At 62.2% G+C, this 22,373-nt stretch carries 20 protein-coding genes and 1 pseudogene; 7 read left to right on the top strand and 14 right to left on the bottom strand.

What is annotated here, in order from left to right; all coding sequences use genetic code 11:
• Nucleotides 1-12 precede the first annotated feature (12 nt).
• Nucleotides 13-438, bottom strand: coding sequence for a nuclear transport factor 2 family protein (locus tag AB4O23_RS19795; RefSeq protein WP_068934827.1), 426 nt, complete (start codon nucleotides 436-438; stop codon nucleotides 13-15).
• 244 nt (nucleotides 439-682) lie between these two features.
• On the opposite strand from AB4O23_RS19795, the gene AB4O23_RS19790 reads away from it, so the two are divergent.
• Both AB4O23_RS19790 and AB4O23_RS19785 read left to right on the top strand, forming a co-directional pair.
• A complete protein-coding gene (locus AB4O23_RS19790; protein ID WP_017530433.1) occupies nucleotides 683-901 on the top strand; it encodes a DUF6434 domain-containing protein in 219 nt (72 codons plus the stop codon).
• Entirely contained in the window at nucleotides 901-1,635 is a 735-nt protein-coding gene (locus AB4O23_RS19785) for a CPBP family intramembrane glutamic endopeptidase (protein ID WP_223496550.1), read from the top strand. Before AB4O23_RS19790 ends, AB4O23_RS19785 begins: the two co-directional genes overlap by 1 nt.
• 44 nt (nucleotides 1,636-1,679) lie before the next feature.
• Here AB4O23_RS19785 and AB4O23_RS19780 read toward each other — a convergent pair whose 3' ends face one another.
• Both AB4O23_RS19780 and AB4O23_RS19775 read right to left on the bottom strand, forming a co-directional pair.
• A complete protein-coding gene (locus tag AB4O23_RS19780) occupies nucleotides 1,680-3,386 on the bottom strand; it encodes an amidase (protein WP_460060314.1) in 1,707 nt (568 codons plus the stop codon).
• Nucleotides 3,387-3,442: 56 nt separating this feature from the next.
• On the bottom strand, nucleotides 3,443-4,231 hold the full coding sequence (locus AB4O23_RS19775) for a helix-turn-helix domain-containing protein (RefSeq protein WP_460060313.1): 789 nt from the start codon (nucleotides 4,229-4,231) through the stop codon (nucleotides 3,443-3,445).
• 83 nt (nucleotides 4,232-4,314) lie between these two features.
• Between AB4O23_RS19775 and AB4O23_RS19770 the strand changes: the two genes are divergently transcribed.
• Nucleotides 4,315-4,620 (top strand): DUF2834 domain-containing protein, encoded by a 306-nt coding sequence (locus tag AB4O23_RS19770; protein ID WP_065878468.1) that lies wholly within the window; start codon nucleotides 4,315-4,317, stop codon nucleotides 4,618-4,620.
• A gap of 121 nt (nucleotides 4,621-4,741) precedes the next feature.
• Here AB4O23_RS19770 and AB4O23_RS19765 read toward each other — a convergent pair whose 3' ends face one another.
• The 3 genes from AB4O23_RS19765 to AB4O23_RS19755 all read right to left on the bottom strand — a co-directional run bounded on the left by AB4O23_RS19765 (nucleotide 4,742) and on the right by AB4O23_RS19755 (nucleotide 8,456).
• Nucleotides 4,742-5,899, bottom strand: a complete 1,158-nt coding sequence (locus AB4O23_RS19765) for a GGDEF domain-containing protein (RefSeq protein ID WP_223496570.1) — start codon at nucleotides 5,897-5,899, stop codon at nucleotides 4,742-4,744.
• An 86-nt stretch (nucleotides 5,900-5,985) separates the two neighbouring features.
• Nucleotides 5,986-7,125 carry a sensor histidine kinase gene (locus tag AB4O23_RS19760; protein WP_065878471.1) on the bottom strand — a complete coding sequence of 380 codons (1,140 nt, stop codon included), beginning with the start codon at nucleotides 7,123-7,125 and terminating at the stop codon, nucleotides 5,986-5,988.
• Nucleotides 7,126-7,244: 119 nt separating this feature from the next.
• A complete protein-coding gene (locus AB4O23_RS19755; RefSeq protein ID WP_017530427.1) occupies nucleotides 7,245-8,456 on the bottom strand; it encodes an MFS transporter in 1,212 nt (403 codons plus the stop codon).
• A gap of 97 nt (nucleotides 8,457-8,553) precedes the next feature.
• Here AB4O23_RS19755 and AB4O23_RS19750 point away from each other — a divergent pair, with 97 nt between their 5' ends.
• Complete coding sequence (locus tag AB4O23_RS19750) at nucleotides 8,554-9,375, top strand: AraC family transcriptional regulator (protein ID WP_020379923.1); 822 nt, start codon at nucleotides 8,554-8,556, stop codon at nucleotides 9,373-9,375.
• A gap of 45 nt (nucleotides 9,376-9,420) precedes the next feature.
• On the opposite strand, the gene AB4O23_RS19745 is transcribed toward AB4O23_RS19750, so the two are convergent.
• The 3 genes from AB4O23_RS19745 to proP all read right to left on the bottom strand — a co-directional run bounded on the left by AB4O23_RS19745 (nucleotide 9,421) and on the right by proP (nucleotide 14,222).
• Nucleotides 9,421-12,000, bottom strand: a complete 2,580-nt coding sequence (locus AB4O23_RS19745) for a bifunctional diguanylate cyclase/phosphodiesterase (protein WP_137220282.1) — start codon at nucleotides 11,998-12,000, stop codon at nucleotides 9,421-9,423.
• A 161-nt stretch (nucleotides 12,001-12,161) separates the two neighbouring features.
• Nucleotides 12,162-12,668: a GAF domain-containing protein gene (locus AB4O23_RS19740; protein WP_017530424.1), complete on the bottom strand. Its 507-nt coding sequence runs from the start codon at nucleotides 12,666-12,668 to the stop codon at nucleotides 12,162-12,164.
• Nucleotides 12,669-12,719: 51 nt separating this feature from the next.
• Entirely contained in the window at nucleotides 12,720-14,222 is a 1,503-nt protein-coding gene (proP, locus tag AB4O23_RS19735; RefSeq protein WP_460069280.1) for a glycine betaine/L-proline transporter ProP, read from the bottom strand.
• A gap of 301 nt (nucleotides 14,223-14,523) precedes the next feature.
• Between proP and AB4O23_RS19730 the strand changes: the two genes are divergently transcribed.
• Nucleotides 14,524-15,927: an MFS transporter gene (locus tag AB4O23_RS19730; RefSeq protein WP_460060311.1), complete on the top strand. Its 1,404-nt coding sequence runs from the start codon at nucleotides 14,524-14,526 to the stop codon at nucleotides 15,925-15,927.
• Here AB4O23_RS19730 and AB4O23_RS19725 read toward each other — a convergent pair.
• Nucleotides 15,914-16,912 carry a DMT family transporter gene (locus AB4O23_RS19725; protein WP_017530421.1) on the bottom strand — a complete coding sequence of 333 codons (999 nt, stop codon included), beginning with the start codon at nucleotides 16,910-16,912 and terminating at the stop codon, nucleotides 15,914-15,916. The genes AB4O23_RS19730 and AB4O23_RS19725 overlap by 14 nt on opposite strands.
• Nucleotides 16,913-17,004: 92 nt before the next feature.
• On the opposite strand from AB4O23_RS19725, the gene AB4O23_RS19720 reads away from it, so the two are divergent.
• Nucleotides 17,005-17,919 (top strand): LysR substrate-binding domain-containing protein, encoded by a 915-nt coding sequence (locus tag AB4O23_RS19720; protein ID WP_065878481.1) that lies wholly within the window; start codon nucleotides 17,005-17,007, stop codon nucleotides 17,917-17,919.
• A gap of 147 nt (nucleotides 17,920-18,066) precedes the next feature.
• Here AB4O23_RS19720 and AB4O23_RS19715 read toward each other — a convergent pair whose 3' ends face one another.
• Nucleotides 18,067-19,359: a PQQ-dependent sugar dehydrogenase gene (locus tag AB4O23_RS19715; RefSeq protein WP_135196560.1), complete on the bottom strand. Its 1,293-nt coding sequence runs from the start codon at nucleotides 19,357-19,359 to the stop codon at nucleotides 18,067-18,069.
• Complete coding sequence (locus AB4O23_RS19710) at nucleotides 19,356-19,769, bottom strand: DUF2231 domain-containing protein (RefSeq protein ID WP_017530418.1); 414 nt, start codon at nucleotides 19,767-19,769, stop codon at nucleotides 19,356-19,358. The genes AB4O23_RS19715 and AB4O23_RS19710 overlap by 4 nt, the downstream gene beginning before the upstream one ends.
• 170 nt (nucleotides 19,770-19,939) lie before the next feature.
• Here AB4O23_RS19710 and AB4O23_RS19705 point away from each other — a divergent pair, with 170 nt between their 5' ends.
• Nucleotides 19,940-20,419: a P-loop nucleotide/nucleoside kinase family protein gene (locus AB4O23_RS19705; RefSeq protein WP_017530417.1), complete on the top strand. Its 480-nt coding sequence runs from the start codon at nucleotides 19,940-19,942 to the stop codon at nucleotides 20,417-20,419.
• 179 nt (nucleotides 20,420-20,598) lie between these two features.
• Here the strand turns inward: AB4O23_RS19705 and AB4O23_RS19700 are convergent, their stop codons facing one another.
• The gene (locus AB4O23_RS19700) at nucleotides 20,599-21,303 is read right to left on the bottom strand and encodes a methyl-accepting chemotaxis protein (RefSeq protein WP_460149559.1); all 705 of its coding nucleotides are present in this window, start codon (nucleotides 21,301-21,303) and stop codon (nucleotides 20,599-20,601) included.
• Between the two features lie 198 nt (nucleotides 21,304-21,501).
• Nucleotides 21,502-22,341 (bottom strand): annotated as a pseudogene (locus AB4O23_RS19695) (cache domain-containing protein); the annotation flags it as partial.
• Nucleotides 22,342-22,373 lie beyond the last annotated feature (32 nt).

Below are 22,373 nucleotides of genomic sequence, written 5' to 3'. Positions count from 1 at the left end.
GCCCGCGGGCGATCAGAATTTGAACGCCTGACGACCGATCAGCAACCAGTGGCCTTTCTGTTTCTGCCACACCTGGAAGTTCTCGATGTCGGTGGGTACTTCAACGCCGCTGTTCACTGCCTGGGCGTGAAAGTGGTTGCGCACCAGGGCGGTATCGCCTTGCAGGGTGATGGTCTGCTTCTGCATTTCCAGGGTCTTGAAGCCGCTGCGACCGGTCTCGATATCGGCGATGAACTCCTGTTTGTTCTGGATCTTGCCGCTGGAGTGGCCGTACGTGAGCTGCTCGGCGGTGAGCGCCTGCAACTGCTTGATGTCTTTGTGCAGCATGGCTTGGGTCAGGTGGTCGACCGCTTGGGCGACATCCTGATCGGCAGGGGCAGCCGTGACGTAGCCGCTGAACAGGCACAGAAAACCGATCAGCACTTTGATGTTTTGCATGGGGGGTTCCTTATTGTTGTTGATGTTTACGACAGTTTGAGTCGTCGTACAACCATGCAATATTTTTTAGGGGGAGGGGAAGTGAAATCTGAAATATTCAGAAAAGATGGGCGGTTTAGCATAGGAAGCCCTTATACGACGTCTCAACACATCTATCAGTTTTACTCGGAATACCCGGTTGCTTCCTAGATAGCTGGCAGATAGCTATGCTACTGCGGACATCAAAAACTGCCCGGGAACAAAAATGGATTTTGACTGGCACAGCAACCCTCTCACCCGCGCCACGCCGGTGACGCCTGGCTATAAAAACACCCAGAACGTACGCCGCTTCATGCTGTTGCACTGTGGCCCTGCGTTCAAATTCGACCGCCCGTTCATGGCCTGGATTCGCGACGAAACGCCCAAGACCCTGGGTGACGTGGTGGATGAGTGGTTACGCCGCAATGCGGGCCCACGGGGGTGATGACGTCCGCCTTCGGCGTGCTGGTCAACTACCTCTTTCATCTGCTGCCTGGCCTGCTGCTATTTGGCGTGTGGTGGGCGGCTACGCCACGCTCACTGGTGGCGATGCGTATCCTGATCTTGCTGGCGGCGTTTGTGCTGATGCGAGATGCGATGACGCCGTTAGACCTGTGGGCGGTCGGCAGCGACGTACAGATCGCCTTTTCGGCCAATACACTCGTGTTGGGGGCACTGGGTTGCCTGTCGCTGCTACTGATTATGTTGCTTGCACGGGCGGCGCCCGAGTTGTGGCGACTGGTTGTGTGGGTCAAAGGCAGTGGCTTGGCCGGCGTGGTGGTTGGCCTTGCCGTCGGCTGCCTGATTGGCATGCCGCTGCGGCTTTATCAAGCCATCGATGGCGCGGCGATCCCCGGTTACTGGGCGTGGTTGCCCGGCATGGTGGTGCTGGCCTATGGCGCCAATGCGTTGGAAGAGCTGCTGTTTCGCGGTTTTTTGCAGGGGTATCTGGAGCAGCAGGTGACGCCATTGCGTGCTGCCTTGATCAGCGGTGTGGCGTTTGCAGCCTGCCATGCGTTCCTGGCTTTGAGCGTGACCCGGCTGGCTTGGCCGGTGTTGTTGTTTACCTTGTTGGAAGGCTTGGCCTGCGCCTTGGTGCGTATGCGCTACGGCGTGCTGGCGGCGACGCTGACCCACGGCACGGCAATCCTGTTGATTGCCGTGCCCTATACCCGCTGATTTGAACTGCAATCAAACGGGCTTATCTCGCACCCGGGCCGCGTTTACTCAACTGCCAACGGCGGCGTACGCGGCGGTACCAGGCGCTTGCTGCCCGTCGCCTCATACGCCGCCGCGAAACGCAACAGCGCCGAATCATCATAAGCACGCCCGGCAAACGTCAGCCCCACCGGCATGCCGATATCCGCCATCACGCCCATCGGCACGGTGACGGTGGGTACGCCCAGGTGGCGGATGGCGAGGTTGCCGTTGGCTACCCAGATACCGTTGCTCCAGGCGATGTCGGCGCTGGCTTCGTTCACGTCGGCGTCGGCCGGGGCCACATCGGCCACGGTGGGGAACAGCACCGCATCCAGACCCAGTGTGTCCATCCAGTCTTCCAGGTCGATGCGCCGGGTTTGCTCCAGGTCGCGCAGGCCGTCGGGCACGCTGGTGATCTGGTCCCACGGCGTGATACCGCGTTGCGCCATGCGCACGTACTCGTCCATGCCGGCGGCGAGGTCGTCTTCGCGGTTGGGCAGGGTGCCGGGGTCGTGGGGGAAAATCTGCGGGCCGTCTACCTCCGCCAGGCGGTTGAGCGCTGGGTCGTCGTTGGCGCGCAGGAAATCGTCGAACGCCCAGGCCGACAGCTCCCATAACTCGTCGTGCAGGAATTCTTTGGAGACCAGCCCGCGGGTAAACACCGTCGGCGCGCCGGGGCGGTCGCCTTCGCAGTTGGAGACCAGTGGGAAATCCACTTCGATGACTTCGGCGCCGGCGGCTTCCAGCGCCGCGCGTGCGGCTTTCCATAAGTCGATCACGCTGACACGGGTGTTGATTTTCTGCCCGGTCGGGCCGCCGATGCCGGGTTTTTCGCTGGTGCCGGCGTCGGGGTCGGCATTGATGTACATGCGCGGCACGCCGAAGCGTTTACCGGCGAGGGCTTCGGCTGGAGCGGCCAGTTCGGCATAGAAGGCTGGGCGCACCGAGGCGACGCTGGGGATGGGTACCCAGGGTTGCAGGCGCCACAAATCGCCACGGGTGTCCGGGTCTTCTGCCACCACCACGTCGAGCACTTCGAGCAGGTCGGCCATGGTGCGCGCGAACGGCACCACCACGTCCATGGTCGGGGTCAACGGCCAGTTGCCGCGCACCGAAATTACGCCGCGCGATGGGGTATAGGCGCACAAGCCGTTGTTGGACGCCGGGCCGCGTCCGCTCGACCAGGTTTCTTCGGCCAGGCCGAACGCGGCGAAGCTGGCCGCCGTTGCGGTGCCGGCGCCATTGGACGAGCCGGAGGCAAACGGCGCGGTGAGGTAGCCGGCGTTATAGGGGCTTTCTGCGCGGCCATACACGCCGCGTTGCATGCCGCCATTGGCCATCGGCGGCATATTGGTCTTGCCCAGGCAGATTGCGCCACCGGCGCGCAGGCGTTCGATGGTGAAGGCGTCGCGATGCGCAACGAGTTTGGCGAACGCCGGGCTGCCGGAGGCCGCGGTCAGGCCTTTTACCAGGTAGCTGTCTTTGGCGGTGTAGGGGATGCCATCCAATGGCCCCAGGGTTTGGCCCTTGGCGCGGCGCGCATCGGACGCCTCGGCTTCTTCCAGGGCTTGCGGGTTGCGCACCACCACGGCGTTCAACGCGGTGGCGGTCTGCGGGCCGTCGTAGGCCTCGATCCGGGCCAGGTAAGCCTTGACCAGTTCCACCGCAGTGGTCTGGCCGGATTCAAGCGCAGCGCGCAATTGGGCAATGGAGACTTCGGTAACTTGCATGACGTTTTCTTCGCCGCCTTCAGTTGTGGTATCGCCGCAGTCTACGTACAGATATTTCACAAAACCAGCGCGGCATAATCGGCGTAGGCGCCGCGCATCACCTGCCAGGTCGCGTCGTCCGCAGGAATCAGATGCTCGATACGCAGTGACGTCAGGATGATGTCCTGGGGCATGCCGAAAGTGGTGAACGTCGACAGAAAGCTCAGCTCACCCCGGCTTGAACGCACGCGCGTCAGCACCAGCGGTGGCATTTCGTTGGGCAGTTGGGTGTGGGTGGGCGGCGGCAGGCGCGCCAGCAACGTGGCCAACGCCGGGTTGCCCAGCGCCTCGCGAGCTGCCCGTTGCCAGGCCAGGGTGCGGATCTCTTCGGCGTTGAGCAGGTGGTCACCCAGGCCGCCGGGTTGCAGCAGGGTGGTCAACAGGTTGAGGTCGTCGGCCGCCCGGGGCTCGATGCCCAGCAGCGCAAACAGCACGGCGGTGCTGGCATTCGCCGCCAACACTTGCCACTCACTGCCCAGCAGAATCGCCGGCGCCGGGTTGTTGGCATGCAGTACATGGCTGACCGCTTCACGAATCGCGGCCATGGCCGGGGACGCGAGCGGGGTGGCGCTATAGCGCGGGGCGTAACCGGCGGCGAGGAACACGCGGTTGGCGCGTTCCAACGGCGCATCCAGTGCGGTCAGCAATGCATGCAACGTAACCGGGCTGGGCCTGGCGCGGCCGGTTTCGAGGCAACTGAGGTGGCGCTGGGACACGCCGGTGATCAAGGCCAGGTCGAGTTGGCTGAGCTTGGCCTGTTTGCGTAACTGGCGCAGGTGTTCGCCGGCGGTGGCAGGGTTGTCCATGGCGTATTGATGACCTCCGAGGTCATTGCGAGGGGCCAAACCTTATCACTAAGGTGAGGCTCGATCACGTCAAGGAACAGACCATGCCCAGACCCTTTCTCGCCCTGGCCGCTTTGCTCGGGTTTTCGCTGTATACCCTGGTGACGATGCTCACCGCCGAGCAATCGCTGCCGGCCTTTGGACGGGAACTGCTATCACGGCCCGACACCGCGCAGGTGGTGATTGATCTGTACCTGATGGCGGTACTGGCGTGCGTATGGATGTATCGGGATGCGCGTCGGCGAGGGCGCAGGCTGATGTCGGTGCTACCGTATTTTCTGCTGACCGCCGTGTTCGTGTCGGTGGGGCCATTGCTTTACATCGTGGTGAATGGGCGGCGGGATGACTGACCCGATTAAGCTCTACGCCCTGTGTGTGCGGGTGCTGGGCGTTAATTTGTTCGGACTCGGCGGCGTGAGCATTGCCCGGTTGCTATGAACGGCCTCCAAGACCGCCGCTCCCTCATCCGCATCAGGCCCCCGGCCCGGTCCTATCCACCAACCGAATACTGTCGCGCCCACCCCGCTTGGACTCATACAACGTCCAATCCCCTTGTTCAATCAACACCGCCAGGCTCTCCGGCTGATCGAACAGATTCGCGCCAATGCTCAACGTCACCGGTTGCGGCGTGCTGAAACTCTGCGCGGCCAATTGCTGGAATTGCCCGCGCAAGTCGCTGCCCAGCTCAACAATCTGCTCGGTAGACGCCGGGCTCAGCAGGATCACAAATTCATCGCCGCCCAAGCGTGCCGCCAGTGCGCCCTTGGGCACGACGCTGCGGATCATCTCGCTCAGGGCGATCAACAGACGGTCGCCCGCCGTGTGGCCGTGGAGGTCGTTGACCCCTTTGAAGTTGTCGATGTCGATCAGCAGCAGGGCGCCGGGTTGGGCCGGCGAGATCTGCGCCAGCAGGCGCGGGGCGCGCAGGTCGAGGGCGCGGCGGTTGTAGAGGGCGGTGAGTGGGTCGCGGGCGGCGAGGCGGGCGATCTGTTGTTCGCGGCGGTAGCGCTCGGAGCCGGTCATGGACAAGGCAATCAACATGATCGCCATCGCGCCTTCCACCAGGGAAACCTGGATGATTTCGCCCTTGAACGCGGCAAGGTCGATCAGCGTGCCGGGGACCACGACCGAGAGGGCCTTGATCACGTAGAACAGCCCATGGATCAGCAGCACGAAACGCAGTTGCACCGCACCCACGCTCAAGGACCGGCCATGGGGCCGCAGCAGCAAGCTGGCACGCAAGGTGGGCAGGGCGACCAGCAGCGACTGCACCACCAGCATGGCTTTGGACCATGACGGGTCGGCCGGCAGGGCCAGCATGCCAAACCAGACGGCGACCATCAGCAACCACGCCCGCGACACGCGCACCTGGGTAAACCGTGCCACGCCGAGCAAAAACAGAAAATGTGCGCTCACCAGCAAGCCGTTGGCGAACCAGATACCGATGACTAAAAAACCGTTGATGCGCAGCAGCGCCAGCGTGGAGCCAAGGCTAATGGTGGCAAAACCGGCGCTCCACAACAGCAGCGACGGTTCGCGCACGCTGCGCCATTCCACCGCGAGGTACAGGGCGGCCGCGGCGGCCAGGGCGACGGTGAGGGCCAAAATGGTAGGAGGGTCGAGTGTCATGTGTTGCCGGGTCTGCCTGAGGTGCGTGGACAAACGCGATTGTAAGCGTTTCACAGGCATTTCGGAGCATTAGTGGCAATCGGCTATCAAGCTGCTCCAGCGCCGTTGAGGGGCACCGTCACACGAAACACCGTGCCGTGCCGGCTGTCGGATTCGACCTCAATCAAACCCTGGTGGGAGGCGACGATTTCGGAGGCGATAAACAGACCCAGCCCCAGGCCTTCCGTCGGGCCATGCTCAATCACCGAACGTTGGGAAAAGCGCCCCATGGGGTTGAAAATGAAGGGCAGCACGTCATTCGGGATCGGCGGGCCCTGGTTATGCACGCTGAACACACAGTGGTCTGGCGTGACCGTCAGCGCCACCGCAATGGGCGAATGCAAGTCGCCGTGATGCACGGCGTTACTGATGATGTTGGAAAACACCTGCTCCATGCGCGCGCCGTCGAACAGTCCCGCCGCCGATGGGGCCGACTCGAATCGTAGCTGGGCGTGCGGATCAAATGCCTGGATCTCGGCAACGATACGCTCGCAGATCGGCACGAGGTCGACCTGGGTGCGTCTTACCGGAATACCGGGGCCCATCTGGCAGCGTGTCAGGTCCAACAGGTCGCCGACAATTTGGCTGGCACGCTGGACGCTGGTGTAGATCTGGGTGGCCACGCGGCTGTCGCGTTCGCCCCCCAGTTGTGAGCGTCTGAGGGTATCGGCACCAAGCAAGATAGCGCCCAGTGGTGTGCGCAGGTCATGACCGAGGATGCCGAGGAACACGTTGCGCGAGGCTTCCACTGCCCGCGAATAACTGGCGATGGATTCGGCGAGGGCCTGGTCGATAGCTTCATGAAAACGGTTCATGTCATCGACATCCAGCGCTGTACCGCCCTTGACACGCTTGAGCCATTGGCGCAGCACACTGGTACGCAGCGCACGGTATTCGGACACCATCTGGTCGATGGAAAACCCCGCCATCAAGCGTGTGACCGCGTGGGTTTCGGCGGGGGTTTCCGCGTCTCCCTGGGGGGCCAGGCCCTGGGCCTTGTCCAACTGCTCCTGCACGGTCTGCGTGGTGCGCAGGTCCTGGACGATGGCGTGCAACATCTGCGCGGCATGATCGCGCAGGCCGTCCTGGTCCAGTGCCGCGCCGGGTGTCTGGATCGTGCTGGCGAAGTCTTCCCAGTCCTGCAGGATGGGTTCGAGGTTGCTAAGGATGAAGTCTGACAGGCGCATGCGGTAATCCTAGCGAGTGGCGATACGCAGAGAAGCGCACGGGGCTGCCAAACGGGGATTTAAGCACGATTTAGCCTGCATGACGCTGCGCAGTGCAAAGGCACTGCGCAACGGGTCGGTCACACGCCTTTGGTCGACGGCAGCAGGATCGTCAGGATGCCTACCAGCGGCAAGAAAGAGCACAGCGTGTAGACATACTCGATGCCATGGCTATCGGCGAGCAAACCCAGCAAAGCCGCGCCGATCCCGCTGAAGCCGAACATCAGGCCGAAGAACACGCCCGCGATCATTCCCACGTTGCCTGGCACCAGCTCCTGGGCGAATACCACGATGGCCGAGAACGCCGAGGCCAGGATAAAGCCGATCACCACGCTGAGCACGGCGGTCCAGAACAGGTCGACGTAGGGCAGGGCGAGGGTGAACGGCGCGGCGCCGAGGATGGAGAACCAAATGACCTTCTTGCGCCCGATCCGGTCGCCGATCGGCCCGCCGAAGAAGGTGCCCGCCGCCACCGCGCCCAGGAACAGGAACAGGTACAACTGCGAGTTGGCCACCGACAGGTTGAATTTTTCGATCAGGTAGAAGGTGAAATAGCTGGTGAGGCTGGACATGTAGAAGTACTTGGAAAACACCAGCACGGCCAACACCACCAGAGCAAAGGTCACGCGGCCTTTGGACAGCCCGTGGGTAGCCTTGCCGCCCTGCTTGAGCTTGAACAGGTTGAGGTGGTTGCGATACCAGCGGCTCAGGCCGTACAAAACCAGAATCGCGAACACCGCAAACAGGCCGAACCAGGCGATATTGCCCTGGCCGTACGGGATGATGATCGCCGCTGCCAGCAGGGGCCCCAAGGCACTCCCGGTGTTGCCGCCGACCTGGAACGTCGACTGCGCCAGGCCGTAGCGGCCACCGGAAGCCAGGCGTGCCACGCGGGACGTTTCCGGGTGGAAGGTCGACGAGCCAACGCCCACCAGCCCGGCCGCCAGCAGAATCGCCGGGAAGCTGCCGACAAATGCCAGCATCAAAATACCGATCAAGGTGCACACCATGCCGGCCGGCAATAGCCAGGGCTTGGGATAGCGGTCGGTGTGGTAACCGATCCACGGTTGCAGCAGTGAGGCGGTCAGTTGGAACGTCAGGGTAATCATTCCCACCTGGGTGAATGTCAGCCCGTAGTTGGCCTTGAGCATCGGATAGATCGACGGCAGCACGGCCTGGATCAGGTCATTGATCAGATGCGCCAGGGCGCACGCGCCAAGGATGCGCATAACCAAGGGGCTGGCGTGGGGTGTACTGGTTGCAGCAGCGGGTGACGCGGTGAGTGTCGACATGCAGGCATTCCATACAAGGCAGCGAACAGGGGCAGCCAGTACTTGAGCCGGCTGCCCATTTCAAATTGTTTCGGGGTTTATGCTAGATTCCTGAAAAATGCCTGTCTCGCGAAATCGGGGCAACAACTGTCGCAAAAAGGGCGAAATGATCAAATCCCTGGATAAATTCCTGCAAGAGATCGACGAGGGCGATTGGGCCGTGATCAGTTCGGCCACCGATTACCCGGAAAATTGGGTGATCCCCGACCACAGCCACGATAAGCATCAACTGCTCTATGCCACTGAAGGCGTGATGGTCGTGCATTCGGCGCAGAACCAATGGACGGTGCCTCCCCATCGCGGTTTCTGGATGCCCAGCGGGCATGTGCATTCCTTGCGGTGCGTGGGGCCGCTGAAGATGCGCAGCGTGTTTGTCCGCGCCGACAGCTTCCCCAACCTGCCCACCGAGACCAAGGCGGTGAGCATCTCGCCCCTGCTGAGCGAGCTGATCAAGGCCTCGGTCAGTTTGAAGCCGCCCTATGCCGAGGACTCGCGGGACGCCCGGATCATGCACCTGATCCTCGATGAGCTTGCCCTGTTGCCGGCCCTGCCGTTGTCCTTGCCGCAGCCTGGCGACCCGCGTATACGGCAAATCTGCCTGGCGCTGCAACAGGACCCCGGCGACGCCTCCACCGTCGCGCACTGGAGCGAACGCCTGGGCCTGGACCAGAAAACCATCCAGCGCTTGTTCCGCAGGGAAACCGGCATGACCTTCGGCCAATGGCGTCAGCAGGCACGCTTGCTGCTGGCACTGGAGCGCATCGCGCTGGGCGAGAAGATCATCGACGTGGCCCTGGCGCTCGGCTATGACAGCCCGAGCGCGTTTACCAGCATGTTCAAGAAGCAGTTCGGCAAGACGCCGAGTCACTTTTTCAAATAGCGCATCACGCCTCGCGCGTAGAACTGTCCTACTGACCCACGTGCGTTATGCCTGATGGGTTCGCTGGTGATCATCCATCAGCAGGTTGGTGAACGCATCGATATCCATGGGGCGACTGAGGAAGTAACCCTGGCCCTCATCACAGGCCACGGCCTTGAGCATGGCCAGGTGCTCGGCGGTTTCGATGCCTTCGGCGGTCACCGTGAGTGTCAGGGCGCGCCCGAGGCCGATGATGGCCTGGACAATGGCCATGTCACCCTCGCTGTCTTCGAGCCGGGTCAGGAAGCTGCGGTCGATTTTCAGCCCATCGAACGGGAAGGCGCGCAGGTAGCTGAGGGATGAATACCCGGTGCCGAAATCATCCATGGCGATGCGAATGCCCAACTGCTTGAGGGTGTGCATCACCTCAAGCGCGACAACGGCATCTTCGAGCATGACACTCTCGGTAATTTCCAGCTCAACCCGCGCCGGGTCGATGCCCGCGGTATTCAGCGCCTGGCGTACGCGTTGTACCAGGTGGCCGCGCTTGAATTCGATGGGCGAGAGGTTCACCGACACGAACAGGTTGTCCGGCCATTTGGCGGCACAGGCGCAGGCGGTGGCCAGCACCCAATCGCTGAGGGACAGGATCAACCCCGACTCTTCGGCAATCGGGATGAAGGTGTCCGGGGCGATCAGCCCGCGCACCGGGTGCTGCCAGCGCACCAGCGCTTCGGCCCCGACCATCTGCCCATCGGCGATGCGATAGCGTGGCTGGAAGTGCAGGCGCAATTCCTCATGTTTGATCGCATAGCGCAGGTCGCTTTCCAGGCGGCGGCGTTCGATGATTTTCGCGTTCATCTCACCCGAGTAAAACCGCCAGGTATTGCGCCCGGCCGCCTTGGCCTCGTACAGCGCGATATCAGCGTAACGCAGCAGCTCGGTGACCTCGCTGGCGTCATTGGGCGCCAGTGTGATGCCGATGCTGGCGCTGATAAACACGTCCTGGTCATCGATGCGGATGGCCTGCTCGATCGACCCGATCAAGCGCCGACACAGGTTTTCGACGTCGTCCTGCGTGCCGGCATCGGTCAGGATCAGCACAAACTCATCGCCACCGACCCGCGCCACCAGGTCGCCATGGCGCACGCAAGCGCTCAGGCGGCTCGACACTTCATTGAGCACGCGGTCGCCGGCGGCATGCCCGAGCAAGTCGTTGACCGGCTTGAAGCGGTCCAGGTCCAGGCTGAGCATGACCAGCGGGCGTTCCGGCGGCGGCAGCGCTTTGAGTTTGCTGTCGAGGAAGGCTTGCAGGCGCGTACGGTTGGGCAACCCGGTGAGGGCGTCATGCAGGGACAGAAACTCAATACGCCGGCGCGCCTCGACTTCTTCGGTCACGTCGGTGGCCGTGCCACGAAACCCGCCACAGGGCATTTGCCGCGCCGACAACCGGGTGGTGCGCTCTTGCCCCTTAGCATCCAGGTACAGGCATTGCACGCTGAGGTCGGGGCGGCGCCCCGGCGTGCACAACCATTGCGACAGCAAGCCGTCTTCGGTCTCCAGCAGGTCGTTCATCGCCGCGCCGATCCACGTATCACGGGCCAAGCCGGTGACGCTTTCGAAACGCTCCGACAAATACGTAAAGCGCCACTCGGCATCGATCTCCCACACCCAATCGGAACTGGCCTCCACCACATCGCGAAAGCGCGCTTCGCTGGTGGCCAAGGCGTTCTGGCTGTTTTGCAACGAGTCATGGCTGGCATCGAGGGCAAGGGCGGCCGCAGTGCTGCGCCGCAAAATCATCCAGGTCATCAGGCACACCAGCAACGCCGCCAGGCCCAGCAGCGGCAGGGCGACGCCCATCAAACGCTTGCCGGGCTGCTCCGGCTGCCAATACAGGCTGCCCGCGCTGCCGTTGTCGCCGAGGGGCAGCGACACACCCTTGGCGATGTCGGCGGCTGTGGCGATGTGCAGCTTGGCCACGCCGAAGTCATCGCCGATCACGCCCAGTTTGGCGCCGTCAAGAATATTGACGAACACCAGCACCGAGGCCCGCCGCTCATCGGCGACCACCGTGGGGTCGGTGCCTGGCGTGATGGCGGCGGCGGCCACGAGCGCAGGGTTGCCGCGCACGTTGATGAGGGTGCTCACCGATGTTTCGTTTTCAACCCCCGCCCGCGCCTGTTCGAGAAGGGCGGTGAGGGGCTGGTCGAGCCACTCGCTGATCTCAAAGGGTTGCTGTTCGCCCTCGACCACTGCATACACCGTGCGGTCGGCATCGTTGACCACAAACACGCCTTGGAAACCGAAATCCTGGTACAACGTCGCCCCGACATTGCCGCGCGTATAGGCCCAGTCTTCATCGACATGCAGGTGAAGATGCCGATAGGCATCGCTCCAGAAGGCGTAGTCCTTGACGTTCAAACGCATGGACTTCTCCATCGCCTGCATGGCTTTATGCGTATGAAATGCACTCTCGGCTTGCTCTGACCGGTCCATGTCGTGGGCAAGGTAGATCAGCGAGTACGCCGCGGCCGCAAACACACCGGCCAGCAGGATCATGAAGTTGAACAGTGAGGTGCGCGTCAGCGACAAGCTGGTGCGAGAGGAGAGCGAGCGGACGATAGGGGCGAGAGAGTTGGGCATTATTTTGCGCAGGGCCTCGCTGCAAGTCAGTGGTATGACAGGCTATCGGCGGCCCCGGCGAAATATTTAGAGGTTCAGGCGCTGCGGCAGCGCACGGCGCGGCCACTGACACGGTGTGCCGCCCAAGCGCGATATCGCCGACCTGCGTGGCCAATCGGCGCCTAGCAATCATTCGCCGTTAAATTAGCGAAGAAGATGCAGCCGATCAGCCGGGCGAACAGGCTGAGGGTTTCCGGCAGGTTGGGGTCGTCAAACAGCATCGCGCGCGAATCCAGCGCGCACAGCGCGCCGAACAGGCGACCGTCAGGCAGGAAGATCGGCGCTCCCGCGTAACTTTCAATGGCGTATTGCTTGACCACGGGCCGCGTGGCAAAGCGACCGTCTGCACTGACTTGGGGGATGAACAAGGTCTGCGGGTTGACGCAGAACTCGCTGCACAGGGTGGTTTCCAGGTCGAGTACATCGTCTACGTTGATGCCCATTTCCATGGGGTCGTAGGCCGAGCACACGATCCAGTCCTGGTCCGTGAACTTGGCGATGCCGGCAAATCGCATGTTGGTCAGGCGCGTGACCAGTTGCAGGATGCTGGTGGTGGCTTCTATTTCGGCAATCGCAGCGCGCTCTTCCGGGCTGAGCAGCGATTGTGGGGCGGTGACGCTCGAAAGCATGCTGAACACTCCGGCAGCGTGGTGGCCTCGGCCACCACGCGGGGTAAGGGTTTAGTTGATACGGGGATGCTGCTGCACCAGGCTCTTGCGCTTGGCTTCCAATTCGGCAATCTGCGCATCGATGTCTTCGATCTTCTGCTCGATATTGTCGTGGTGTTCCTGCAGCAACTCCTTGGCCTCTTCCATGTCCGACGCCGCCGGTGCCGCGCCGCGCAGGGGCTTGTTGGCGGTTTCCTTCATGGTCAGGCCGGTGACCAGGCCGACCAGCGCAAACACCATCAGGTAATAGGCGGGCATGTACAGGTCGTTGGTGCTTTCCACCAACCAGGTCACGGCGGTCGGGGTGACACCGGCGATCAATACCGAAACGTTGAACGCACTCGCCAGCGCGCTGTAGCGCAGGTGGGTAGGGAACATCGCCGGCAACGTCGAGGCCATCACGCCGATAAAGAAGTTGAGGATCACCGCCAGGATCAACAGGCCGGCGAAGATCAGGCCGATCTTGCCGCTGGTGATCAGCATGAACGCCGGGATCGACAGAAACAGCAGGCCAATGCTGCCGGCGATAATGAATGGCTTGCGCCCGATCTTGTCGCTGACAAAACCAATGAACGGCTGCACGAACAGCATGCCCACCATGATCGCGATGATGATCAGCACGCCGCTGTTTTCTTTGTAGTGCAGGTTGTGCGACAGGTAGCTGGGCATGTAGGTGAGCAGCATGTAGTACGTCACGTTGGTGGCCGCGACAATCCCGATGCAGGTCAGCAGGCTGCGCCAATGTTGCGTGGCAACTTCCTTGAACGAGACTTTGGGGCCTTGGCTCAGGCCTTCGCGGTCGCCTTGTTCGAGCTTGTCCATGTGCTGTTGGAACGCTGGGGTTTCTTCCAGCGCGTGGCGCAGGTACAGGCCGATGATGCCCAGGGGCAGGGCGAGGAAGAACGGCAGGCGCCAGCCCCACGCTTCAAATTCGGCTTCGCCCAGCACGCTGGAGATCAGCACCACCACACCGGCACCGAGCACGAAACCGGCAATCGAGCCGAAGTCCAGCCAGCTGCCGAGGAAACCGCGCTTGCGGTCCGGCGCATATTCGGCAACGAAAATCGACGCGCCGGTGTATTCACCGCCCACCGAGAAGCCTTGGGCCATCTTGCACAGCAGCAACAGGATCGGCGCCCAGATGCCGATCGAGGCATAGCCGGGGATCAGGCCGATGGCGAAGGTACTGAGCGACATGATCACGATGGTCGCGGCAAGGACTTTCTGGCGCCCGTATTTGTCGCCCAGCGCGCCGAAGAACAGGCCGCCGAGCGGGCGAATCAGGAAGGGCACCGAGAACGTGCCGAGTGCGGCGATCATTTGTACGCTGGGCGAGGCGTCCGGGAAGAACACCTTGCCCAGCACATAGGCGACAAACCCATACACGCCAAAGTCGAACCATTCCATGGCGTTACCCAGGGCGGCGGCGGTGATCGCCTTGCGCACCTTGGTGTCGTCGACAATGGTGATGTCATTCAACCCGATGGGTTTGACGCTCTTCTTACGTAATTTCATGCGAACCACTCTAAAACTGAACAAGGGGAGTGCTATCACTGCGACAGCACCGCTCTGTCAGTTCAGATACAAGCGCACATGAAATAATTCACCTTTAAGCGTGTTTTTTCTCAATTGAGGATTAAAACCGTTTGTCATCCTACAACCTGGCTTTCCTGAAACGTTTAGTAACCACGTGATACCTCGACAATTCGCGATTTTTCAGATTGACACCCCGCGAGCGGCCCGATATAAAAGCCACAGTTGTACGACGACATATGACGTTACCTATGTCCTACCTAACAAAAATAAAAGTGATGCCATGAATCTGAACGAGCCCATCAGTGCCCATCGTGTTGGCCAGGCGGTCGGCAACTATCGCTGGACCATCTGCGCGATGCTGTTTTTCGCCACCACCGTCAACTACCTCGACCGCCAGGTACTCAGCCTGCTGGCCCCGCAGTTGTCCACGCAATTTGGCTGGAGCAACACCGACTACGCCAACATCGCGGCGGTGTTCCAGTTTGTGTATGCGATTTCCATGCTGTTCGCCGGGCGCTTTGTCGACAAGATCGGCACCAAGGCCGCCTATGTCATCGCGATTGCGATCTGGTCCACCGGCGCAATCATGCATGCGTTCTCGGTGCCGATGGGCGAGGGCATCGCCGCCGTCAGCGGGGCCATCGGGCTGGCGGTGATTCCGGTGTCGATTGCCGGTTTCATGCTGTCGCGCGCTGTGCTGGCGATTGGCGAAGCGGGTAACTTCCCGATTGCGATCAAGGCCACCGCCGAATATTTCCCCAAGAAAGAACGCTCACTGGCCACCGGTATCTTCAACTCCGGCGCCAACGTCGGCGCGATCCTGGCGCCGATTTGCGTGCCCTTGATTGCCGGCATGTGGGGCTGGGAAGCGGCTTTTATGGTCATCGGCATGCTCGGCTTCGTGTGGGTGGCGGTGTGGGCGGCGGTGTATGAAAAACCCGAGCAGCAAAAACGTCTTTCGGCCGAAGAACTGGCCTACATCCGCAGCGACCAGACCGTGCAGCCGTTTGCCAAGGCGCCCGTCGGCATGGCCGAGAAAAAAGTCTCGTGGTTCAAGCTGCTGACCTACCGCCAGACCTGGGCCTTTGCCTTCGGCAAGTTCATGACCGACGGCGTATGGTGGTTCTTCCTGTTCTGGCTGCCCACTTACCTGTCGGCGCAGTACGGCATGAAAGGCGCCGATATCGTGATGCCGCTGGCCGTGCTGTACAGCATGACCATGGTCGGCAGTATCGGCGGCGGCTGGTTCCCCAGCTACTTTATGGCGCGTGGCGATGCGCCGTATGACGGCCGCATGAAGGCCATGCTGGTGATCGCATTGTTCCCGCTGGTGGTGTTGCTGGCCCAACCGCTGGGCTATATCAGCTTCTGGGTACCGGTGGTGTTGATCGGCGTGGGCGCCTCCGCGCACCAGGCGTGGTCGTGCAATATCTTCACCACCGTGTCCGACATGTTCCCGCAGAAAACCGTGGCCTCGGTGGTGGGCATTGGCGGCATGGCCGGTGGTCTGGGCGGCGTGGTGATGACCAAGATCGGCGGCTGGGTGTTCGACTACTACAAGTCGATCAACGACATCCACACCGGCTACATGATCATGTTCGCCATCTGCGCGCTGGCGTATCTGGTGGCCTGGAGCGTGATGAAGACGCTGGTGCCGCGCCACAAGGAAATCACTGATCTGTAAAGCGGCCGGGGCTTGAGTCGATCAAGCCCCGTTTTACAGGGACGCTTGCCCCGCTCAGGATGATCCGCACCGCCATTACCACGCCCATCAGCACGGCGGCCAGGCCTGCCGTTTCCGTCGGCGTTGGCCAGCGCCCGTGAAACCCTAGGCCGAGCAGCGTGGCGAAGAGCGACTCGAGGGCAATCAATTGCCCGCTCAGTACCATGGGCAGGCGCCGGGTTGCGGCGTTCCAGGCCCAGGCGCCCACCACGGTGGACATCACCGCGATGATCAAACCCCAGGCATACAACGGTCCTGCCTGGGGCAGGCTGAAACCTGCGGTTGGCAGTTCGAGCAAGCCCAGCGCCAGCGCAACAGGCAGCAGGCACAGCGTCGCGAGCCCTGCGCCCAGCAGCATCAGCGCGCTCCAGAGCCCGGTGGCTGACGCCGGCAGTTTCATCAATTGCCGTTGGTTGATCACACTGAAGCCAACCCACAAGGCCACTGCACCCACCGAAAAAAACAACCCGGCCAGCCAGGCGACGATGCCCAATGACGGCTGATGCGCGCTGCTGAGACTCGACAGCAACAACCCTGCCGTTACGCTGGCCAGCGGCGTCGCCAGCCGACGCCACTGCACGGTCTTGTCGCTGGCATTGCCCACCAGCGCCAGCAACACCGGAACCAGGCCGACCAACGTGGGCGTCAGTACCGGGCCGCCGAATACCACACCCGCAGCGATGCACACGCCGTACCCCAGGCAACCGAGTGCGCCGAGCGCTGCGGCGACGCACCATTGGCCTGGCCCGAGCACACGCAGGTGGGCACGGTACAGCAGGGTACCCATCAGGCCCAATATTCCTGCAATCAGAAACCGCACCACCATCAGGTCGTAGAGGCTATAGGCGCCACTGACGTAAGGGGTGATGAAGTTCAGCGCCCAGCCCAGGGTCGCCACCACCGCCAGCGCCACGCCGGTGCGCATCGACGTTTGCATTGAGTTCATCAGGGTTATCCATCAGGGAGTGGGTGCATGGTGCCCAGGCCTGCCGCTGTGCTACAAACGAGTTCTCGGCCCTGGATGCATAACCTCCCATTATGAATACGCTCGGCAAAACCCTACCGCCCCTGGCCAGTTTGTTGCCGTTTGAAGCGGCGGCGCGCCTGGGTAGTTTTTCCAAGGCGGGTGATGAGCTGCACATTACTCAGGCCGCCATCAGCCGCCAGATACGCGGGCTAGAGGACAACCTCGGGGTGAAGCTGTTTTATCGGCGCAACCGTGCGGTGTTCCTCACCCCGCAAGGGCAGGACCTGGCGCGCGTGGTCAGCGACGCATTGCACAGCATCCGTGACAGCGCCGCCCGCTTGCGAGCCTCACCACACAGCAACCGGGTGGTGTTGCTCTGTCAGTTGTGCGAAGCGTTTTATTGGCTGATGCCGCGTCTGTCGAGCTTCCACCAGCAATACCCACAGATCGAAATCCAGGTAGTGACCTCCACCCGCCCTTTGACGGAATTCAATGACCCCTTCGACGTCGCCCTACAAAGCACGCGGCGCGCCAGTGGCGCGCATCCGTTGATGTTCACCGCCTCCGACGAGGTATTTCCAGTGTGCAGCCCGGCCTATCTCGCCGCGCCAAAACCGCTGTCGCTGGCCCAATTGCAGTCATGCACGTTTTTGCACCACAGCTCCGAGCCTCCGCACCTGATGGAGTGGGAAAGCTGGTTGCAAGTGTTCGGTCAGGCATTGGCCGAGGATGCGCGCAGTGTCACGTTCGATAGCTACCCGCTGATGTTGCAGGCAGCAGTGGAGGGGCACGGAGTCGCCATGGGTTGGCAGCGTACGGCGGGCCGGTTGATTGAAAGTGGTGCGCTGGTGCGGCCATGCGCCGAGCGGGTGTACCTGCCCGAGGCGATTTCGATTTACCGGCATCAAGAGGCGGGCAGCCGGGCAGAGGTAGCGGCGTTGCTCGGCTGGCTGGAGGCGCAGTTGCAGAGTGAAGGCGACAGCTGAGCACCTTTGGGGGCCATCGTCCCCCGCGAACGCCAGTCGAAAAATCAATATTGATCGTATAAAAATCTTACAAACTGCGCAGTTTAATGTGGGAGGGGCACAGCCCTCCCACATTTGGATCTCCATCAGGCAGACAGGTATCAGCGGTTACTGAGTCCGCGTCACCCGCCACACGGTATTGGCCAGGTCATCGGCGATGATCAGCGCACCTTTTGGGTCCACCGTCACCCCCACCGGGCGCCCGCGGGTCTTGCCGTCGTCCCCGTGAAAACCGGTCGCAAAATCAATCGGCTCGCCGGATGGCTTGCCGTTGCTGAACGGCACGAAGATCACCTTGTAGCCCACCGGGTTCGGGCGGTTCCAACTGCCGTGTTCACCCACAAACACCCCGTCGGCAAACGTGTCGCCCATGGCCGGGATGGAAAAGTCCACGCCCAGCGCGGCCACGTGGGAGCCCAGGCTGTAATCCGGTTTGATCGCGGCGGCGACTTTGGCCGGGTCCTGCGGTTGGGCGCGCGGGTCGACGTTCTGGCCCCAGTAGCTGTAGGGCCAGCCGTAGAAGGCGCCTTCACGCACCGACGTCAGGTAGTCGGGCACCAGGTCGGGGCCGAGTTCGTCACGTTCGTTGACCACTGTCCACAGTTGCCCGGTGCCGGGTTGCATGGTCAGTGCCGTGGGGTTGCGCAGGCCGGTGGCGTAGGGTTTATGCGCGCCGGTGGCGGCGTCGATCTGCCAGACCATGGCACGGTCGATTTCCACTTCCATGCCGCGTTCGGTGACGTTGCTGTTGGAACCGATGCCCACATACAGCTGGCGCCCGTCGGCGCTGATGGCCAGGGATTTGGTCCAGTGATGGTTGATCTGCGCCGGCAGGTCGGTGACTTTGGTCGGCGCGCCGGCGGCTTTGGTCTGGCCGTCGGTGTAATCGAAGCGCACCAGCGCGTCCTGGTTGGCCACATAGAGTTTGCCGTCGGCAAACGCCAGGCCGTAGGGCGCGTTGAGGTTCTCGGCAAACACCGTCTTCAGTTCGTAGGTGCCGTCACCATCGGCATCGCGCAGCAGCGTCAGGCGGTTGCCGCCCTTGACCTGGGTGTTGCCCTGGGCCTTGATCAGGCTGGCGATCACATCCTTGGGCTTGAGCTTGGCCGCACTGCCGCCACGGCCTTCTGCGACGAGGACGTCACCGTTGGGCAGCACCAGCGTCTGTCGCGGGATCGCCAGGTCGGTGGCGATGGCCGTGACGCTGTAGCCTTCGGGTACCTTGGGTTTCTGCTCGCCCCAGGGGGTCGGTTCGGCGATTTTCATGCTTGGTATCAGGCTGCTTTGTTGCTCGGCCAGTTTGGGATCGGGGCCGTGGGCCTGGGTCTTGTCGCCTTCACCACCGCAGGCACTCAGCAACAGGGCGGCGCTCAACAGGGTCAATGTGCTGGACGTTTTCATCGGGCACCTCCCGAACGCAGCCCGATCCAGGTCGCCGCAAGCGTCAGTACGGCAACGATCGCCGACAGCACCAGGCCGGTGGGCATCATCGCGTAGGCGTCCTTGGCATGCTGGAACGCGTTGACCAAGCCGAGCACCCACGTCGCCAATAACAACAGGAAGTACGCAAGCGGCTGCCCGGCCTTGTGTTCGGCGCGCACCAGGTTGACCAGCGCAAACAACAGCGCAAGCCCGGCAAACACCAGCGCGCCGGCAATCAACCACGAGGCGAAGTTGGCCCACTGAATCTGGTAGGTCTTGCCGTAGGCAATGTCACTGAGCAGGGCGCCAAGGAACAACGGCACGGTGCCGGCGAGCAAGGTCGCGTGCAGCGGGCCTGGCGTAGGGCGGTAGGTGGAGAGGGTAGTCATGGTGGCGGCGACTCCTTGTTGCTTTCCAACGTTATCAACGCCCCAGGTCGGGGCAGCACATAGGAAGTGAACGCAGCGCAAGTAGGAAAGTTCAGGGCAATTGACGCTGAAATGTTAGGAAACAGCGTCAAAGATGGCATGCTTCAGTGCCACACAAAGGAAGCATCCCCATGCCAACCCTGCACCTGCTGTGCGGCAAGATCGCCTCGGGCAAGTCAACGCTTGCCCACCGCCTCACCGTTGAACACGGCGCGATACTGCTGAGCGAAGACCAGTGGCTTGCGCAGTTGTACCCCGGCGAAATCCTGTCGATCAGCGACTACCTGCGCTGCGCCCAGCGCATTCGTGGGGTGTTGGGGCCGCTGGTTATCAACCTGCTGGCGTCAGGCAATAACGTGGTGCTGGATTTTCCGGCCAATACCCTGAGCCAACGCGAATGGCTGGTTGGCCTGGCCCAGGCAGCCCAGGTGCCGCACCGCCTGCACTACCTCGAGCTCGACGACGACACGTGCCGTGCACGGCTGCATGCGCGCAATGCGCGCGGTGACCATGATTTCGCCGCGACGGATGCCGAGTTTGATCTGATCACACGCCATTTCTGTGTGCCGAGTGAGGAGGAGGGGGTGGTGATTGAGGTGCATCGCACATGAGAACTGCAGCCGCCGCCAATCCCCCTGCGGGAGATGTCGAGCTTCAGCGAGGCTTCGATGGCGGCGGCAGGGCTGGCTGGTGGGGTGGCTGGCACACCGCTATCGGAAGCAAGCCCCCACACATTTGATCTCTGTTGTTACCGACATCGGTGTTCACCGCCGGGCCGGCATCCAGCCCTTTACGATTTGAACCGCCCCACCAATCCATTCAGCTCATCCGACAGGTTCGACAACCGTCCCGAGTCGTCCTGTGCGGAGTTGGCCAGGCTTTCCACCAGCCGTGCTTCGTCGTAGATCTGCTGGATGTGCCGGTTGATCTCTTCGGCGACGCTGTGTTGCTCCTCGGCGGCGGCGGAGATTTGCAGGTTTTGGTCGCGGATTTCATTCACCGATAACTGGATACCCTCAAAGCTGTCCCGCGCGCTTTCGATGGACGACACGCTGGCCTTTGACAGGTCCAGGCAACTGCCCATTTTCTGCGTGACTTCTTCGGTCTTGCTGCCCAGGGTGCCGAGCAGTTGCTCGATCTCACTGGTGGAATCGGAGGTGCGCTTGGCCAGTGCGCGGACTTCGTCTGCAACCACCGCAAACCCCCGGCCCTGGTCGCCGGCCCGCGCGGCTTCAATCGCGGCGTTGAGCGCCAGCAGGTTGGTCTGTTCGGCAATCGCGCGGATGGTGCCGAGGATCTGGTTGATGCTGCGGCTGCCGGCCTCCAGCTCGACCATGGCCTGGGACGATTCGGTGAGGCGGCGGCCCAGGCGGTTGACGTTTTCGGTCGTCAGCTCGATCTGCTGCTTGCCTTCGGCGACGCGGCGGTGGCCATTTTCGGCGGACTCGGCGGCGCCGCTGCACGAACGGGCGACTTCGTTGGCGGTGGCGACCATTTCGTTGAATGCCGTCGACACCAGTTCCACTGCCTCGCGTTGGCGCCCGGCGGCCTCGTTCATGTTATGCGCCACCTCGCTGTTGACCTTCGAGGCGTTCTGCAAATTGGCCGAGGCCGCGCCGATGTGCTGGATCAATTGGCGAATGGCCGCGAGAAACTTGTTGAACCAGCCCGCCAGTTCGGCGGTTTCATCCTTGCCCTGCACCTGCAATTCATGACGCAGGTCGCCCTCGCCTTGGGCGATGGACTGCAAACCGGTGCTGACCTGGCCGATGGGCTTGACGATGACCTTGGAAAACGCCGCCGCGAGCAACCCGAAGATCAGCACCAGCACGCCGACGATGGCCACGGTGAGGTAGGTCATGCGCGTGGCTTCGGCCATCACTTCGTTGTGTTCGATCAGCCCGATATAACGCCAGCCCAGGCCGGGGGAGGTCCACACGTTGGCCATGTAACGCACGCCGTCGATCTCCACATCGGTAGAGCCTTGGGCGGTATTCGCCAGCTGCGCATAGGCCGCACCGAGATCCTTGAGCGGTTTGAAGCTGTGGGCGGCGTCGCGCGGGTCGACCAGCACCACGCCGTCTTCGATCAGCATCACGTAGCCGCTTTCGCCGAGCTTGATGCTCTTGACCAGCTCGGTGAGGTTTTTCAGCGACACGCTGACCACGAAGACGCCTTTGGCTTTGCCGGCGTTGTCCAGCAACGCGCGCGCGGTGCCGACCAGGGCCACGTCGTCTTTGTCGTAGTAATACGCCGGGGTGCGCACGGTTTTGCCGGGGCTGGCCATTGCCGCCTTGTACCAGGGGCGCGCACGGGGATCGTATTTAGCCAGTTGCGGGTCATCCGGCCATTTGACGTAGGTACCGTCTTCCAGGCCGATGGACAGGATCGCCGCCGACGGGTGGGTCGCACCGAAACGCGCGAAGCGCTCGATAACCGCCTGCGCGGCCGCCGGCATCGGCTGGCTCGCGGCGTCGGCGGGTTGGTAGTTCTTCAGCGTGTCGATGGACGTGTATACAGGATCGGTGGCCATCTGATCGACGTTTTGCTGCGTGCCGTCGAAGA

The organism is Pseudomonas sp. H2_A10, assembly GCF_054680085.1.
This window is presented reverse-complemented; position numbering and strand designations above follow the sequence as displayed.

Excerpts from the sequence above, each read along its gene's own strand:
- AB4O23_RS19760 (WP_065878471.1), bottom strand. The coding sequence starts at position 7,125 with ATGCGCCTGTCAGACTTCATCCTTAGCAACCTCGAACCCATCCTGCAG.
- AB4O23_RS19785 (WP_223496550.1), top strand. The coding sequence starts at position 901 with ATGACGTCCGCCTTCGGCGTGCTGGTCAACTACCTCTTTCATCTGCTG.
- proP (WP_460069280.1), bottom strand. The coding sequence starts at position 14,222 with ATGAAATTACGTAAGAAGAGCGTCAAACCCATCGGGTTGAATGACATC.
- AB4O23_RS19705 (WP_017530417.1), top strand. The coding sequence starts at position 19,940 with ATGCCAACCCTGCACCTGCTGTGCGGCAAGATCGCCTCGGGCAAGTCA.
- AB4O23_RS19740 (WP_017530424.1), bottom strand. The coding sequence starts at position 12,668 with ATGCTTTCGAGCGTCACCGCCCCACAATCGCTGCTCAGCCCGGAAGAG.
- AB4O23_RS19720 (WP_065878481.1), top strand. The coding sequence starts at position 17,005 with ATGAATACGCTCGGCAAAACCCTACCGCCCCTGGCCAGTTTGTTGCCG.
- AB4O23_RS19715 (WP_135196560.1), bottom strand. The coding sequence starts at position 19,359 with ATGAAAACGTCCAGCACATTGACCCTGTTGAGCGCCGCCCTGTTGCTG.
- AB4O23_RS19700 (WP_460149559.1), bottom strand. The coding sequence starts at position 21,303 with ATGGTCGCCACCGCCAACGAAGTCGCCCGTTCGTGCAGCGGCGCCGCC.
- AB4O23_RS19790 (WP_017530433.1), top strand. The coding sequence starts at position 683 with ATGGATTTTGACTGGCACAGCAACCCTCTCACCCGCGCCACGCCGGTG.
- AB4O23_RS19775 (WP_460060313.1), bottom strand. The coding sequence starts at position 4,231 with ATGGACAACCCTGCCACCGCCGGCGAACACCTGCGCCAGTTACGCAAA.
- AB4O23_RS19755 (WP_017530427.1), bottom strand. The coding sequence starts at position 8,456 with ATGTCGACACTCACCGCGTCACCCGCTGCTGCAACCAGTACACCCCAC.
- AB4O23_RS19725 (WP_017530421.1), bottom strand. The coding sequence starts at position 16,912 with ATGAACTCAATGCAAACGTCGATGCGCACCGGCGTGGCGCTGGCGGTG.
- AB4O23_RS19750 (WP_020379923.1), top strand. The coding sequence starts at position 8,554 with ATGCCTGTCTCGCGAAATCGGGGCAACAACTGTCGCAAAAAGGGCGAA.
- AB4O23_RS19710 (WP_017530418.1), bottom strand. The coding sequence starts at position 19,769 with ATGACTACCCTCTCCACCTACCGCCCTACGCCAGGCCCGCTGCACGCG.
- AB4O23_RS19765 (WP_223496570.1), bottom strand. The coding sequence starts at position 5,899 with ATGACACTCGACCCTCCTACCATTTTGGCCCTCACCGTCGCCCTGGCC.
- AB4O23_RS19770 (WP_065878468.1), top strand. The coding sequence starts at position 4,315 with ATGCCCAGACCCTTTCTCGCCCTGGCCGCTTTGCTCGGGTTTTCGCTG.
- AB4O23_RS19780 (WP_460060314.1), bottom strand. The coding sequence starts at position 3,386 with ATGCAAGTTACCGAAGTCTCCATTGCCCAATTGCGCGCTGCGCTTGAA.
- AB4O23_RS19795 (WP_068934827.1), bottom strand. The coding sequence starts at position 438 with ATGCAAAACATCAAAGTGCTGATCGGTTTTCTGTGCCTGTTCAGCGGC.
- AB4O23_RS19730 (WP_460060311.1), top strand. The coding sequence starts at position 14,524 with ATGAATCTGAACGAGCCCATCAGTGCCCATCGTGTTGGCCAGGCGGTC.
- AB4O23_RS19745 (WP_137220282.1), bottom strand. The coding sequence starts at position 12,000 with ATGCCCAACTCTCTCGCCCCTATCGTCCGCTCGCTCTCCTCTCGCACC.